At 49.5% G+C, this 13,519-nt stretch carries 18 protein-coding genes; all 18 read left to right on the forward strand.

What is annotated here, in order from left to right; genetic code table 11:
• The first annotated feature begins 14 nt into the window (after positions 1-14).
• The 18 genes from F3H20_RS08520 (at position 15) to F3H20_RS08605 (ending at position 13,456) form a co-directional block, all read left to right on the forward strand.
• Positions 15-1,211: a phage major capsid protein gene (locus F3H20_RS08520; RefSeq protein WP_149734510.1), complete on the forward strand. Its 1,197-nt coding sequence runs from the start codon at positions 15-17 to the stop codon at positions 1,209-1,211.
• A 10-nt stretch (positions 1,212-1,221) separates the two neighbouring features.
• Positions 1,222-1,440 carry a head fiber protein gene (locus F3H20_RS08525; protein ID WP_149734511.1) on the forward strand — a complete coding sequence of 73 codons (219 nt, stop codon included), beginning with the start codon at positions 1,222-1,224 and terminating at the stop codon, positions 1,438-1,440.
• Positions 1,433-1,699 carry a head-tail connector protein gene (locus F3H20_RS08530; protein WP_149734512.1) on the forward strand — a complete coding sequence of 89 codons (267 nt, stop codon included), beginning with the start codon at positions 1,433-1,435 and terminating at the stop codon, positions 1,697-1,699. Before F3H20_RS08525 ends, F3H20_RS08530 begins: the two co-directional genes overlap by 8 nt.
• Positions 1,700-1,707: 8 nt before the next feature.
• Complete coding sequence (locus F3H20_RS08535; RefSeq protein WP_149734513.1) at positions 1,708-2,046, forward strand: phage head closure protein; 339 nt, start codon at positions 1,708-1,710, stop codon at positions 2,044-2,046.
• Positions 2,030-2,392 (forward strand): HK97 gp10 family phage protein, encoded by a 363-nt coding sequence (locus F3H20_RS08540; RefSeq protein ID WP_149734514.1) that lies wholly within the window; start codon positions 2,030-2,032, stop codon positions 2,390-2,392. The genes F3H20_RS08535 and F3H20_RS08540 overlap by 17 nt, the downstream gene beginning before the upstream one ends.
• Positions 2,389-2,781: a DUF3168 domain-containing protein gene (locus F3H20_RS08545; RefSeq protein WP_149734515.1), complete on the forward strand. Its 393-nt coding sequence runs from the start codon at positions 2,389-2,391 to the stop codon at positions 2,779-2,781. The genes F3H20_RS08540 and F3H20_RS08545 overlap by 4 nt, the downstream gene beginning before the upstream one ends.
• Positions 2,782-2,787: 6 nt before the next feature.
• A complete protein-coding gene (locus tag F3H20_RS08550; protein WP_149734516.1) occupies positions 2,788-3,579 on the forward strand; it encodes a phage tail tube protein in 792 nt (263 codons plus the stop codon).
• A 66-nt stretch (positions 3,580-3,645) separates the two neighbouring features.
• Positions 3,646-4,008, forward strand: coding sequence for a hypothetical protein (locus F3H20_RS08555; RefSeq protein WP_149734517.1), 363 nt, complete (start codon positions 3,646-3,648; stop codon positions 4,006-4,008).
• A 50-nt stretch (positions 4,009-4,058) separates the two neighbouring features.
• Positions 4,059-4,322 carry a hypothetical protein gene (locus F3H20_RS08560; protein WP_149734518.1) on the forward strand — a complete coding sequence of 88 codons (264 nt, stop codon included), beginning with the start codon at positions 4,059-4,061 and terminating at the stop codon, positions 4,320-4,322.
• Positions 4,323-4,437: 115 nt separating this feature from the next.
• Positions 4,438-7,341 (forward strand): tape measure protein, encoded by a 2,904-nt coding sequence (locus tag F3H20_RS08565; RefSeq protein WP_149734519.1) that lies wholly within the window; start codon positions 4,438-4,440, stop codon positions 7,339-7,341.
• 1 nt (position 7,342) lies between these two features.
• Positions 7,343-7,948 (forward strand): DUF2460 domain-containing protein, encoded by a 606-nt coding sequence (locus tag F3H20_RS08570; RefSeq protein ID WP_149734520.1) that lies wholly within the window; start codon positions 7,343-7,345, stop codon positions 7,946-7,948.
• Positions 7,949-7,957: 9 nt separating this feature from the next.
• Positions 7,958-8,329, forward strand: coding sequence for a hypothetical protein (locus F3H20_RS08575; RefSeq protein WP_149734521.1), 372 nt, complete (start codon positions 7,958-7,960; stop codon positions 8,327-8,329).
• 13 nt (positions 8,330-8,342) lie between these two features.
• Positions 8,343-8,735: a hypothetical protein gene (locus tag F3H20_RS08580; protein WP_149734522.1), complete on the forward strand. Its 393-nt coding sequence runs from the start codon at positions 8,343-8,345 to the stop codon at positions 8,733-8,735.
• Positions 8,735-9,169: a hypothetical protein gene (locus F3H20_RS08585; RefSeq protein ID WP_149734523.1), complete on the forward strand. Its 435-nt coding sequence runs from the start codon at positions 8,735-8,737 to the stop codon at positions 9,167-9,169. Before F3H20_RS08580 ends, F3H20_RS08585 begins: the two co-directional genes overlap by 1 nt.
• Positions 9,170-9,187: 18 nt before the next feature.
• Entirely contained in the window at positions 9,188-10,477 is a 1,290-nt protein-coding gene (locus tag F3H20_RS08590; RefSeq protein WP_149734524.1) for a DUF2163 domain-containing protein, read from the forward strand.
• A 2-nt stretch (positions 10,478-10,479) separates the two neighbouring features.
• On the forward strand, positions 10,480-10,911 hold the full coding sequence (locus F3H20_RS08595) for an NlpC/P60 family protein (protein WP_149734525.1): 432 nt from the start codon (positions 10,480-10,482) through the stop codon (positions 10,909-10,911).
• Positions 10,911-13,121, forward strand: coding sequence for a phage tail protein (locus F3H20_RS08600; protein WP_149734526.1), 2,211 nt, complete (start codon positions 10,911-10,913; stop codon positions 13,119-13,121). The genes F3H20_RS08595 and F3H20_RS08600 overlap by 1 nt, the downstream gene beginning before the upstream one ends.
• Positions 13,118-13,456, forward strand: a complete 339-nt coding sequence (locus F3H20_RS08605) for a DUF2793 domain-containing protein (RefSeq protein ID WP_149734527.1) — start codon at positions 13,118-13,120, stop codon at positions 13,454-13,456. Before F3H20_RS08600 ends, F3H20_RS08605 begins: the two co-directional genes overlap by 4 nt.
• The last annotated feature ends 63 nt before the right edge of the window (positions 13,457-13,519 follow it).

Below are 13,519 nucleotides of genomic sequence, written 5' to 3' on the forward strand. Positions count from 1 at the left end.
GGGAGGAATAAATCATGAATAAAATATTGGACCTGCGCGAGAAACGCGCCAAGCTTTGGGATAGCACCAAAGCTTTTTTAGATTCCCGGCGAAATGAAAACGGACTGTTGTCGGCCGAGGACACGGCCACCTATGAAAAAATGGAAGCCGATGTGGTGAACCTGGGAAAAGAGATTGATCGCCTGGAGCGCCAAGCGGTTTTGGATCTTGAACTTTCCAAACCGACCAGCGCCGCCCTTACGAATAGGCCCAGCCAGCACCAGGAAACGGAAAAAACCGGCAGGGCTTCGAATGAGTACAAAGCGGCCTTCTGGAAAGCGATGAAGAACAAAAACAGCTTTGATGTGCAAAATGCACTGCAGGTAGGAACGGATTCTGAGGGAGGTTACCTTGTACCTGATGAATTTGAGCGCACCCTCGTGGAAGCCTTGGAGGAGGAAAACATCTTCCGGCAAATGGCGACAATCATCACCACCTCCTCGGGAGATCGGAAAATTCCGGTGGTCGCTACCAAGGGGACCGCTTCCTGGGTGGATGAAGAAGGGGTTATCCCCGAAGCCGACGATGCCTTCGGCCAGGTTTCCATTGGAGCCTATAAGCTGGCCACCATGATCAAGGTGTCCGAAGAACTCCTCAATGACAGCGTATTTAATTTGGAGCAATACATTGCCAAAGAGTTTGCGCGGCGCATTGGGGCAAAAGAGGAGGAAGCCTTCTTTGTCGGTGACGGCACCGGGAAGCCTACCGGTATTTTCAATGCCACCGGCGGTGCCGGGCTGGGAATCACGACTGCCAGCGCGACAGCCATCACCATCGACGAAATCATGGACCTGTTCTATTCCTTGAAATCCCCTTACCGCAAAAATGCCGTTTTTGTAACCAATGACGCGACCGTCAAGACCATTCGGAAACTTAAAGACGGGAACGGCCAGTATCTGTGGCAACCTTCGGTTACTGCAGGCCAGCCGGATACTATCCTGAACCGCCCGCTAAAAACCTCCGCCTATGTTCAGGGTATTGCGGCAGCTGCTAAAACCATCGCCTTTGGCGACTTTAGCTATTACTGGGTTGCGGATCGTCAGGGGCGGGCTTTCCAGCGGCTCAATGAACTCTTTGCCGCTACGGGACAAGTCGGCTTTAAAGCCACCCAACGTGTGGATGGCAAGCTGATTCTTGCAGAAGCCATTAAAGTGCTGCAAATGAAGGCGTAGGTGAGAAAAGATGAGTAACGTCAAAAACTATACGGAGCAAGGCGGAGACAAAACCGTAATTGGCGGTACCTTGGAGATTGTGGCAGGCGGGCAGGTAGTGGGCCTTTTTACACCCGCCGCATTTCAGGCTGACAGTACGGCGACTACCATAGCAGGGCTAGTGACGGACTTAAATTCGCTTCTGGCTAAGCTAAAAGCTGCGGGCCTTATGGAACCAACCGATGGCTGAGCCGCTAACGCTGACGGAAGTAAAGGAATACCTGCGCATTGACGGTGAGGAGGAAAATGCCCTTCTCACCGCCTTGCTTTCCGCGGCGATATCTCACTCGGAAAACTATCTACAAGCGCCGCTGCCCAGTGAAACGCCAACCCCCGTTAAACAAGCCTTGCTGATTTTAATCGGACATTTTTATGAGCAGCGTATGGGCGAAGATATTCCCAATGTGGTATATGTTCTTCTTTCGCCGTATCGCGCGCATCTTTGGTAGGTGATGTTATGAATCCAGGAGAACTCAACTGCCGCATTACGCTGCAGCAGGAAACCAAAGTGCCTGACGGTCAGGGAGGCTACGCGACTGCTTACGCCCCCCGCTCAATCGTCTGGGCTAAAGTGATCACTGTAACGGCCAAAACGACAGACCAGTACGAGCAAATGGTGCCGGAAATATTACACCGCATCATTATTCGCTATCGCCGCAATGTGGCGGTGACAGACCGGATTCAATACGGCAGCAGGGTGTTCGAGCAGATCGGGCCACCCATTGATGAAGGCGAAAAACACGCATTCTTACGACTCGAATGCAGGGAGGTGGTGGCCGATGCGGCCGACGATTAGGTTTACAGGGATTGATCAATGCATTTCCTTCGGCGATCTTATTTCTACCAATGTCAGCCAGGCGATTGAAAAGGAAACTGAGCAAGGCGCCAAAGAGGTGCGCAAGCGGGAGCGGGAACTGGCGCCGGTCAAAAGCGGCCTGCTTCGGAAAAGCATCGTGAACCGCAAAGGAAAGTACGGTATCTCCCGCATGGTCAGGGCCAAAGCGCCGCATGCGCCGCTGCAGGAATATGGCACCAAACGGGGCGTGAAGGGCAAACATTTTGCTGAGCGGGCGCGACGGGAGCTGCTGCCGGGAATTCAGGAGAAGATCCGTTCAGCAGTGCGAAATGAGGTGAGACGGTGAAGCGCTCACCGGTATCGCCTCTCAACAAGGCACTGTATGAACGGCTTCAGAGCCAGATGAACGTTGCCGTCTATGATTATGTCCCTGCCGGCAAGAAAGCGCCGTATGTGGTGATGACCGATTCGACAGCGCAGAGCTGGGGTACAAAAACGGTGTGCGGCGCAGAGGTTATGGCCACCATTAAGGTTCTCAGCGAGTACCAGGGAGATAAAGAAGTGGCTGAGCTTTGCGATGCTGCCATTTCGGCAATTCAGACGCAGCCATTGGCGTTAACGGATGCGTGGCAGGTCGGGCTTTCGAGCGTGGACAGCCATTCGGTGGAACGTCTGGAAACGCACCGCGAAGCTACGGTAACCTTCAAGTTTACGATTATTGATACTAAGGAGTGATGAAAGATGCCTTTAATTCCAAGCGATGGCGTGGATTTTCTGTTAAAAGTAAATACAGGGACGAAAGAAACTCCGGTTTGGACGGTGGTTGGCGGACAGCGCGGCGCAACCTTGAGTTTGACTGCGGAGCAAATTGATGCCTCCAATAAACAGTCCGGAGCCTGGAAAACCAGTGTTCCCGGCATGATGTCCTGGAGCATTGACGCTGATGCAGTGATGCTGACCGATTCGTCCGGCTTAAGCATTGATGCCGGCAGGGCCAAGCTGCTTACGGTATTTGCCAACCGGGAATTGGTGCATGTGCGGTATGTCCGCAAGGATGGGTCGAAATTTCAAGGCTATGCGGCCATTACCGATTTGAGCGAGGAGTCCCCGCATGACGGCGTGGCAACGTATAAAATTACCTTGGCTGGTGCTGGAGCGCCCGAAGAAGTGAACGGGACCAAGCAGGTGGAAACGGCTGAAGTTGTCGGAACCATTACGACCGCCGGCAATGCCACCTTTACGATTACTGCTGCCGGGATGACCGGCTCGCCCAAAGCCATCAGTGTAGCTGTGGCGCTCAACGATTCGGCAGCCGTGGTAGCGCAAAAAGCCCGTGAAGCTTTGGCGGCGGATAGCGCAGTGACCGCGAAATTCAGCGTGAGTGGCTATGGAACTATGGTCGAGCTGACTGCTTTAACTGCAGTGGCCAACGACAGCACGCTCAACGTTGCTATTGCCAATGGAACCTGTGCTGGCTTGACGGCGGCTCCGACATCGGCCAATACGACTGCAGGGGTAGCACCGGCAGCATAAATAGCAGGGTGCGCAGCATAACGACTGTACACCCTGTTTTACTATGGGAATCATGGAGGGATGACAATGACAGGAACTGTGTTTATTACGATGGGCGGCAAGGAACGCCGCCTTCGCTACGATATTAACGCTGCCGCAGAGATGGAAGAACTGATGGGCGGAAAATCCCTGCTTTATGTGATGAGCAATCCCATGGCAGCGGGGTTTTCGGCTATCCGCATTTTGCTGTGGGGCGGCTTAAAGCATGCGGAAAAAGGGATCACCCTGCAGCGGGTGGGGTTAATGATGCAAGAATATATGGAAGCCGGCGGCAGCTTTGGGGAATTGGCTGGCAAGATTGGGGAAGCCATTAAAGCCTCTAAGATTATGGGCGAGAGTTTAGCCAGTGAAGAAGAACCACAAGAGGAGTCTGACGAGGGAAACGAGTAACCACCGTAGCCCAGTGGATCGCCCAAGCTGCACCAGTGGCGTATGGACCTTTGGGGTTAAAACCGTGGGAATTTGGACGCTTAACCTTTGGAGAATTCCAGCAGCTGGCGGACGGTTATCACTGGCGAACCAAGCAAGAACAAATCGCAACGGCAGGGTTTGTTGCTTCCATCATCAATACCTGCACGTCGCGCGACTTGAAAAGGTCGGTTACGGTGGACATGCTGCTTGGCCAGGAATCGAAAGAAAAGCAGGTAAAAACGAAAGATCAAGCTAGGGCAGAAATGAAAGACTTGCTATCTACAGTAGGATAACGAGTCGCTGCTGCTACTATGCGGTTGTTGACTTTCATGCACATATTTCAAGAAAAATGTGCATGAAAGTCAATTTATATATAGAAAGCTTTGTTGGCGAAAGAAGGGTGAGACCATGGCCGGAAATGCAGCGATGACAATTTTTATCGGCGGTGATAACAGCGACTTTCTGAAAAAATGGGAGAGCACCAGACGCGCCTTACGCAAAGGGCTTGGTTCGGAAGCGATGGCAGCGTCAGAAAGCATTGCCACCGGCCTAGCCGCCGCAACCGCAGCCCTCGGCGTTTTCGGTATTGCCAGCATCAAATTGGCGGGCGACATGGACGCCAGCCGCAAAGCGCTCACGACGCTGCTCGGCGATGCGCAGGCAGCAGAAAAAATGCTCTCCGAGCTGGCCACGTTTGCGGCGGATACCCCTTTTGAATTGCCAGGTCTTTTGACTGCATCGAAAAAACTATTGGCCTTCGGCTTTGCGTCGCAAGACATCATTCCGATGCTGGCAGCCATTGGGGACGCGGCGGCGATGTTAGGGATTGGGCAGGAGGGCATTAGCCGCTTAACCAATGCCATCGGCCAAATGCAAGCCAAAGGAAAAGTATCGGCGGAAGAAATGATGCAGCTTGCTGAAGCCGGTGTGCCAGCCTGGAAGTTTTTAGCGGATGCCATTGGCACGGACATCCCAACCGCAATGAAAATGGCCGAACAAGGTGCGATTGACAGCACTACCGGCATCAATGCGCTCTTAATGGGCATGCAGTCCAAGTTCCAGGGCGGCATGGAAGCCATGAGCAAGACCATCCCTGGACTCATGTCGACCATCAAGGACAATGTGGGCATGGTCATGGTCGAAATCGGCGACAGTATTGCGAAGAATTTAAATCTGGTCGAAAAGCTGCAAGGCGTTGCAGACTGGTTGTCGCAATTTGCTGCGGCAGTCAAAGCGCTCGGGCTGAAAGAAGCTCTGCAAGGCATGATCCCGCCAGAGGTCATCGCCTCGGTGTTTGTCCTCTCCGGCGCGTTATTGGGAGCGGCAGTTCCAGCGCTTGTGGCGTTTGGGATTGCGGCCTGGACGGCACTGGCCCCTCTATTACCCTTTATTGCAGCCGGCGCTGCAGTAGGGCTACTGGCTTACGAAATCTGGACCAATTGGGAGCCGCTATCCGAATTGTTCAGCACTTTGTGGAGTACGGTTACGGCCATTTTTACTGATGCTTGGAACGCGATTACCAATGTAGTAGACAATGCTGTGACCACAGTGACTACAGCTATTTCTGACGCTTGGAATGCCATCGTAAGTTTCACGGTTGGCATCTGGAACAGCATTGTAACGACCATATCCGAAGCGTGGAATTGGATCACCGGTCTTGTTGAAGATGCGCTGAGTGCGGTGGCCCAGTTCATTGGAGATGGCTGGAACGCGGCGGGTGAAGCCACCTCAAGTGTATGGAACGGCATCGTAGATTTAATCGATGGCGCTTGGGCCAGCATTAAAGAAGTGGTTGCACAGGGCATCAACTGGATTGTGGACAAACTTAGCCCGCTGAAAAGCTTTTTTGCACAGTTCATTCCCGATTCGGTAGGAGACTGGTTTAACAAGGTCACTGAGGGAATAGGTAAAATAGGTGCGGCGGCGGGCAAGTTCAGCTTTGGCTTTAGCCGCAAGGATATATCCGCCCTGCTTCCTCAGATGACAAAGCCTAACACCAAGTTCACGGGTTTAACAAATGCCGCCCCAGGCACAAGTTCGCCAGCGAGCGGCAGTGGAACAGACAAAGCGGCAAAAGATTTTGAGAAACTGCAGAAAAAAGCGGAGCAGGCAAGCAAGGCGATTGAAAAAGAATGGCTGCAGCTTACCGCCACCCAGATGGATGCCCTTGACGCCTGGTTTGCCGATGAACTGGACACCCTGAACGAATCCAAAGAAGCAAATGAGAACTATGAGCGGGATGTTCTGCGGCTTAATGAGATTTACGCCGCCAAAAAGAAAAAGATTCTGCTGGACGAGCAAAAGGAAAACAACCGGATTGCCGATCAGGCGGCTGATTTGGCCCGGAGTCTCTCCGACAAAATGGGCGGGCTTGGCCTGGCTGGCGTTGACAAGCAGAAGTTTGACATCGAAACCGATGCGGCGCGGCAAATCGGTGACATACAGAAAAAATACAGGGATCTTGCCCTGGAGTATTCCACTGGCACAGCTTCCCAGCAGGAGCAGTTTCGCAAGGCGTGGGAAGCCAATGGAATCCAGTTTACTATCGCAGAAACTGGCATGGTGGATTTCAGCCGCCAGGCGGCTGCCGAACAGGTCGCCATTGAAGCTGAGAAAAACCAAAAAATAAAAGATCTGCACTACGATCGCGTGAAATTTCAGGAAGAACTGGACAGAGCGCGGTCAGACGGGGACATCACCAAATTCCAACAGCTTCTAACTACCGAGCAGGCGATGTTCGCACAAGACTTAGCAGGAAAGCAACAATTTATTGATGCGTATTATGAAGTTTGGAAGGGGTCTCATAAATCTTCCGTGGAGATAATGGCTCAGCAAATGTCCGGTACTTACGATGGCCTGAAAGACTTTTTTTCAGACGTTATTACCGGTACGAAATCCATAGGGGAAGCTTGGCAGGATCTAGGCAAAAGAATTATGAAAATTATTGCGGATATGGCGGCTGAGTGGCTGGCAAGCCAAATTATCATGTCTTTATTTCCCTCGTTTGCACCCGCAAAAACACGAGGCGGGATTTCCGGAATTCCAGGACAATATGCTGCCGGCGGCAACTATCCCGGCGGCCTTGCCTTAGTCGGGGAAAAAGGGCCTGAACTTATTAATTTCAATCGGGGCGGCCATGTATTTACCGCAGCGGAAACTAAGAAAGTGTTACGTGCCGATGCAAACAATACCAGACCTATGATCATTAATATGAACATCACGACACCGGATGCTTCCAGTTTCCGCCGCAGTCAGTCGCAAATCATGGCAGAGGCTAACGCCGCTTTTGCTTTGGGAAGGAGAAATCTCTAGAATGCAAGCTTTTCATGAAGTGCAGTTTCCACCCGATATCTCCTATGGCGTAACTGGCGGTCCGGAGTATTCTACCGATGTTGTCATGACCGGTTCAGGCTATGAGCAGCGCAATATCAACTGGTCCCAGGCAAAATGTAAGTACCAAGCCGCGCATGGTGTTAAAAATGAAAACCAGATGAGAAGGCTGCTCGCCTTCTTCCGTGCGCGGCGCGGCAAAGCGTATGGCTTTCGCTTTAAGGATTGGCTTGACTTTACGGGAAGCAGAGAAATGATCGGTGTCGGCGATGGAAAAACGATAACCTTTCAACTAATAAAAACCTACATTGATGATGCCGGCTATACAGAGGTAAGAAAAATCCGAAAGCCAGTGACAGGGACGGTCAGGGTATATCTGGATGGTGCTGAACAGACCGACGGATGGTCGGTAAATTACACGACCGGGATTGTCACCTTTACCGCGGCGCCAGCCGCAGAGGTTATTATCACTGCGGATTATGAGTTTGATGTGCCTGTCCGCTTTGACACTGATCATTGCCCGCTATCCATTAAGGAATGGGACATTTATAGCTGGGACAATATTCCGCTGGTTGAAATACGAGTATAGGAGAGATTTATGACAACGGCAGCTTCTGTCATACACATCTATAATGGCTCAGTAACGCTTGGCGGCACGGATGGGGATTTGGTTACTGAAACAGCAGTTGGCGGCAATCGGATACTACTCGAATTAAATCGCGGTGCAGAATCGAATGTTGTTCCCTTAGCTGCTCGGGCTACCACTGCCGCCTGTTATCTTGTTCAGATTGTCTCAGACAATGGTAGGATACTGCTGTCGATAGATAGTGTTCACTGGGTAAAATCGATTTTTCTTCTAACTGTGGGAACGAATAATAGCTTGTTTTATATAAAAAGCATTGCAGATCAAGACGAAGATTATGGCAATACCGTATGGAGCTTAAAAGTAGATTATTATGCTCCAGTGTAAGAAAGGAGATTTTATGGGATTGCATTTTTATGTTGGCGGTACAACCGGTGCTCAAAATGGGACGCTTTTATCTGACGGCGATATGACCAACCCCTTAATCTTTGATGGAATGTATCCGGCAGCAGGAGTTACAGTTTCCAAGTCACGCAGCATTCATATTCGGGCCGATACCGGAGAGACTTGGCATTGGGTGCAAGTGCAGGTACGCGGAGCATACTCCGCTAATTATGGCCTGACATCAAATGTTGGTGCGAATGACGGATATCATTCTTCAATCGGTTGTTTATTACTTGCTACAGTTACCGATGTCAACCAACCTATTACCGTTTCGGGTTCTTGTTCGGGCAGCGACACGAACTCGCCGGATGTGACCTCTAAACTGGTGGCGTGGGGGTGGAAAGTCTAATGGCACATTTAAACGTATATGTGAATGGAACTCCCGGAGGCACAGACGGCATACTTGCAACAACAGATACGCTCATTGCGGACGGAATTATGTTTCCCAGCAACTTCGGCTCAACTGGCTTTACTGTTATTCCGTTGTGCCTGAGGTGCGATGCGGGTTTCAACGCCCAATCTGTAAAGATTACAACTCCTGCTCCGCAGTTTTTTTGTATTCTTCGCGGTACAACAACCAATACCGACATATTTACTTCCGCAGCGTCCATGTATTCCAATACAGGTTGGACTGCCAATTCATTTACGAATGGCAGTTTTTATAGCGGAATTACTGTTGGTAATACGAATGTTGCCTTTTTGGTGCTTGCAAGCGGCAACTCAACTCTGACAACAGGCATAACTGATTTCTTCACTTTATCCTTTATTGAAGTTGCTGTTTAGTATTGGCGGTGAAATGCTTTGGCTACGACATTAACTATTAGCGGGCGGCGTAATATAAACACGAATACGCAGACGGAATATCAACACGACCTGAAAAGGGTTTGGATTACTGGTGGCGTTGCAGTTCGGGGAACTAGAAATATTAATATGCAGGTATCAAGCTTCTATGTCTCTGACTTAAAACGCAACTGGCTGTCTGGCGGTTTATCGGTTAAAGGCACCCGTTTTATCAATACTCAAACGCAGACTGCGTATATTCATGATCTCAAACGGAGTTGGCTTCCAGGCGGACTTAGAGTCATAGGTACCAGAAATATTAACTCAAGTGCATTGCCGTCATATGTCGCAGATCTATTTCGCATTAAGAATGTGACTCTGGAACAATTTTCTAGCGTAATGTATTTACTTCGGAGGATTCTGCAACCCCCGGGAATACCGTGGATGCAAACCGATGTGACTACTATTGCCTGGTGTTGGAATTTAACGTTGCAAGATGGTGCCGTCATGGGATTTACTAACCATGACAGAGATCTTGTCATCAATAACATAACCTACGAGGCAAGCAGCGGCTTTGAGCCAACCGCTGTGGATACGACAAATGATATGGCAACCGATAATCTTGACGTAACTGGCATGCTCGACAGCGAACGTATTAAAACGACCGATATCTCAAACGGACGTTTTGACTTCGCCGAAGTCGAGATTTTTTTATGTAACTGGGCAAAGGTGACCGATCCTGTGCTGATTTTGAGACGGGGTACCATTGGCCGTATTTCGCACGGGAAAAACGGTTTTCAGGCCGAAGTTCGCGGTTTGCTGGAAGCTTTTCAACAAGCAGCGGGATTAGCGTACCAAAAACAATGCCGGGCACAGTTTGGCGACAGTCAATGCGGTTTGAATAAAGCAGCCTACACTTTTACAGGTTCGGTAACTTCAATCTCCCAGGATGGTTCTTTTTCAACCAATCTCACGCAAGAAGATGACTATTTTAGTTATGGCGTAATTCGTTTTGACCGAACCGGTGAAGAAATGGAAGTTAAAAAATATAGCCAAACCGGCGGCGGTATTTCACTATTCTTGCCGGTCTCAGATATTGCAGTAGGAGACACGTTTTCTGTTTCCGCGGGGTGTGACGGGAATTTTTCTACTTGTAAAACAAGGTTCAGCAACGTTTTTAATTTTCGGGGAGAGCCATTCATTCCTGGTAATGACTTAATGGCATCCTATCCCGGAAAGCAAGACTCAGCAACTGTTCCGGAAAGTCAGGCGAATAATCCAGAGAATTTGAGGTGGGGAGGAAGTGGATAGAGATGAAACGACAAGACATTGTTATAGAAGCAAAAAAATGGTTGGGGACGAAATGGCAGCATCAGGCCAGCTTAAAGCAAGTTGCCTGTGATTGTGTCGGCCTAGTGCGCGGTGTATATTGCGAGCTTACAGGGATAGACGTCGATATTGATATTGATTATCCCGCTACCTGGCACTTATTCAAAAAAGAAGAACGCCTGTATGCTGAAGCGAAAAGACACATGGTGGAAATCAGAAAGGACGAAGCCAGGCCGGGAGATGTGCTTGTTTTTGGGTTTTATGATCATCCGGCTAGCCATGTTGGCATATTGACTTCCCCTGATACCTTTATTCATAGCTATCAGGATATTGGACAAGTCATTGAAACCCGCTTGGACGATGCTTGGAAAAAGCGGCTGCGTTTTGCTTTCTCCTATCCTGGAGTTCTAGGCTGATGGCTACCTTGCTTTTAGCAACCATTCCTGCCAATGCCTTTTGGAGCGCTGCTTTAACAATGCTGGGCGGCTATATTGACAGTAAACTCTTTGGCCCCCACGTTACGCAGGAAGTCGGCAAAATGAGTGATTTGCAGATGCAGACTGCTTCCTACGGCGCACCAATTCCTCTGATTCTTGGGACCTGCCGCTCGACAGGCAATGTAATATGGTCTACCAAATTTGTGGAGCATACAAAAACAGAAAAACAAGGCGGTAAGGGCGGCGGAGGCGGCGTAACAACAACTACGTATTCTTATACTGTCAGTTTTGCTGTGGGTATTTGCCAGGGGCCAATAACTGCGATCGGACGCGTTTGGGCTGATGGTAAATTGGTTGACTTGGCAAAGTATCAGCATACTGTCTACCTTGGCGGCGATACGCAAACTCCAGACAGCTGGATGGAAGCGGTAGAAGGTGCGGGAAATGTTCCTGCCTTCCGTGGGTTAGCTTATATTGTCTTTAAAGATCTTGCCATTGGCGATTTCGGCAACCGTATACCGTCATTCAGTTTTGAAGTAACCAGGCAGATCGATAATGTAAAAGCTTTGGTGGAAACAGTCTCGCTTAGTGCGGGACTACAATATACCGATGTTGATGCATCAGACCTTGAGGGACTTGCTATAACTGGAATCTCTTCTGCGGGAGACCAGACCCGTAGGAGTATCATTGAACAACTGCAGGCCGTATTTCTCTTTGATTCCATTGAGCGTAGCGGCAAGATTGTTTTTAAACGGAGAAATGCAAATACTGCCTATGAAATACCGGATGAATATTTAGGAGCTTATGAAACATCTCCTCCTAATGAGCCATATAACCTGCAATACAAAGATGAACGTGAGCTGCCGCGCAGACTAACCATTAACTATTTGTCCAAAGACAAGGACTATCAGCAGGGAACAATGTCAGCCTATAGGCAAATTACGCAGAGTAAAAATGAGCAGACAGTAAGTGTTCAAATGGTTCTGGCAGATACCGATGCTAAAGAACTTGCTGAAGTACGGTTGTTTGAAGAGTGGCAGAATAGAAAAACATTGTCCCTGACACTTTCCAATCAATTTGGCTGGTTACTGCCGGGTGATATAGTAAAAGTTCCAATTCAGGAACAAAAGCAAAATTTCATGATTACCAAAACAACGTATGGAAAGCCTGGGTTAATAAAAATTGAGGCGGTAGCTACCACCCAACAAGTATACACCTCTGTTGGCAGAGTGGTGGATTCTGAAACAAATCCCTCGATTCCCCCTGCTCCGGGGAATGTGTCCATATCCTTATTCGATTTGCCTCTTCTTCCCGGCGAAACGTCTGCTGAGCGGATGTTCGCAGCTTGCACCTCAGACGGCGCCTTCTATGGCGCTAACCTATTTCGATCCAATGATGGCGGCGGAACATGGAGCTATGTTGGGCAAGTGACACAGAATGCTGTTGTTGGGACAACCATAACCGTCCTACCGCCTGGCAACAGTGTTACATGGGATGAAGCGTCTACTGTAGACGTTACACTTAGCCATGGGACGTTGGAGAGCCGCCCCGCTGGGGATGTGTTAAATTATTTCAATGCTGCGTTAATTGGTGCGGAGATTGTGCAGTTTAAGCAGGCTTCTCTAATTGCCGCTAATACCTACCGGTTGTCAGGCTTATTGCGCGGCAGGCTGGGCACGGAACATGAAGTCGGCTGTCATATTGCCAATGAACCGTTTCTTATGCTCAATTCGCTGCAGTCGATTTCTTTTCCGGCATCAGAGTGGCACATGGACAAACTTTATCGGATAGGACCGTCTACCTTGCCGATAACTGATGAGAAATATCGAGACTATACGGTTAACCTGAATGGGCTTGGGGCAAGGCCCTATTCGGTTTGCCATGTTAGTGGTTTTAGAGATGGGACGGGTTCTTTAACAGTTTCATGGGTTCGCCGCGCAAGAATGAATGGCGATTGGAAGCCATACACGGATGTGCCGGTGGGTGAGAATAGTGAGACGTATCAGGTGGATGTAGTTTCAGCGGATGGGAACATCAAAAGAACCATAACCGTAAACGAGCCTAAAGCCGTGTATTCAGCCAACGAGCAAATCGCCGATTTTGGCAGTTTACAAGCAGTGGTGCGCGTACGGATTTATCAGATGTCTGAAGTGTATGGCCGGGGAGCCGTAAAGGAGGAGGTTTTATGAGTGCAAATAACACGCCAAGACTGGGGCTGCCCTATATCATCGCCAGTCAAGCGCAAAAGGAAGTAACCCATAATGATGCGCTGAATCTCATTGATTTACTGGTGCAGCCGGTGATAAAAGGCAGAACGAATATTCCGCCGACGTCGCCAGCCGAGAGTGATGCATATATTGTGACCACAACCGCCACTGGCGCATGGATAGGGAAAGAAAATCAAATCGCATGGTTTATCGGCGGCGCTTGGCGCTTTATTGCTCCATTTGAGGGTATGTGGTTTTGGTCGGCTGTTGATGCAAGAGATTATGTTTATCATGGTAATGCCTGGATGGCTAAATAGTGTTTAGTAGGAAGGTTGCTTATTAAATTGATCGGAAAAGTTTTATGTTTGATGTAAAGGAGG

Source organism: Propionispora hippei DSM 15287 (assembly GCF_900141835.1).
GTDB lineage: Bacteria > Bacillota > Negativicutes > Propionisporales > Propionisporaceae > Propionispora > Propionispora hippei.

Excerpts from the sequence above, each read along its gene's own strand:
- F3H20_RS08520 (WP_149734510.1), top strand. The coding sequence starts at position 15 with ATGAATAAAATATTGGACCTGCGCGAGAAACGCGCCAAGCTTTGGGAT.
- F3H20_RS08525 (WP_149734511.1), top strand. The coding sequence starts at position 1,222 with ATGAGTAACGTCAAAAACTATACGGAGCAAGGCGGAGACAAAACCGTA.
- F3H20_RS08530 (WP_149734512.1), top strand. The coding sequence starts at position 1,433 with ATGGCTGAGCCGCTAACGCTGACGGAAGTAAAGGAATACCTGCGCATT.
- F3H20_RS08535 (WP_149734513.1), top strand. The coding sequence starts at position 1,708 with ATGAATCCAGGAGAACTCAACTGCCGCATTACGCTGCAGCAGGAAACC.
- F3H20_RS08540 (WP_149734514.1), top strand. The coding sequence starts at position 2,030 with ATGCGGCCGACGATTAGGTTTACAGGGATTGATCAATGCATTTCCTTC.
- F3H20_RS08550 (WP_149734516.1), top strand. The coding sequence starts at position 2,788 with ATGCCTTTAATTCCAAGCGATGGCGTGGATTTTCTGTTAAAAGTAAAT.
- F3H20_RS08555 (WP_149734517.1), top strand. The coding sequence starts at position 3,646 with ATGACAGGAACTGTGTTTATTACGATGGGCGGCAAGGAACGCCGCCTT.
- F3H20_RS08565 (WP_149734519.1), top strand. The coding sequence starts at position 4,438 with ATGGCCGGAAATGCAGCGATGACAATTTTTATCGGCGGTGATAACAGC.
- F3H20_RS08570 (WP_149734520.1), top strand. The coding sequence starts at position 7,343 with ATGCAAGCTTTTCATGAAGTGCAGTTTCCACCCGATATCTCCTATGGC.
- F3H20_RS08575 (WP_149734521.1), top strand. The coding sequence starts at position 7,958 with ATGACAACGGCAGCTTCTGTCATACACATCTATAATGGCTCAGTAACG.
- F3H20_RS08580 (WP_149734522.1), top strand. The coding sequence starts at position 8,343 with ATGGGATTGCATTTTTATGTTGGCGGTACAACCGGTGCTCAAAATGGG.
- F3H20_RS08585 (WP_149734523.1), top strand. The coding sequence starts at position 8,735 with ATGGCACATTTAAACGTATATGTGAATGGAACTCCCGGAGGCACAGAC.
- F3H20_RS08595 (WP_149734525.1), top strand. The coding sequence starts at position 10,480 with ATGAAACGACAAGACATTGTTATAGAAGCAAAAAAATGGTTGGGGACG.
- F3H20_RS08600 (WP_149734526.1), top strand. The coding sequence starts at position 10,911 with ATGGCTACCTTGCTTTTAGCAACCATTCCTGCCAATGCCTTTTGGAGC.
- F3H20_RS08605 (WP_149734527.1), top strand. The coding sequence starts at position 13,118 with ATGAGTGCAAATAACACGCCAAGACTGGGGCTGCCCTATATCATCGCC.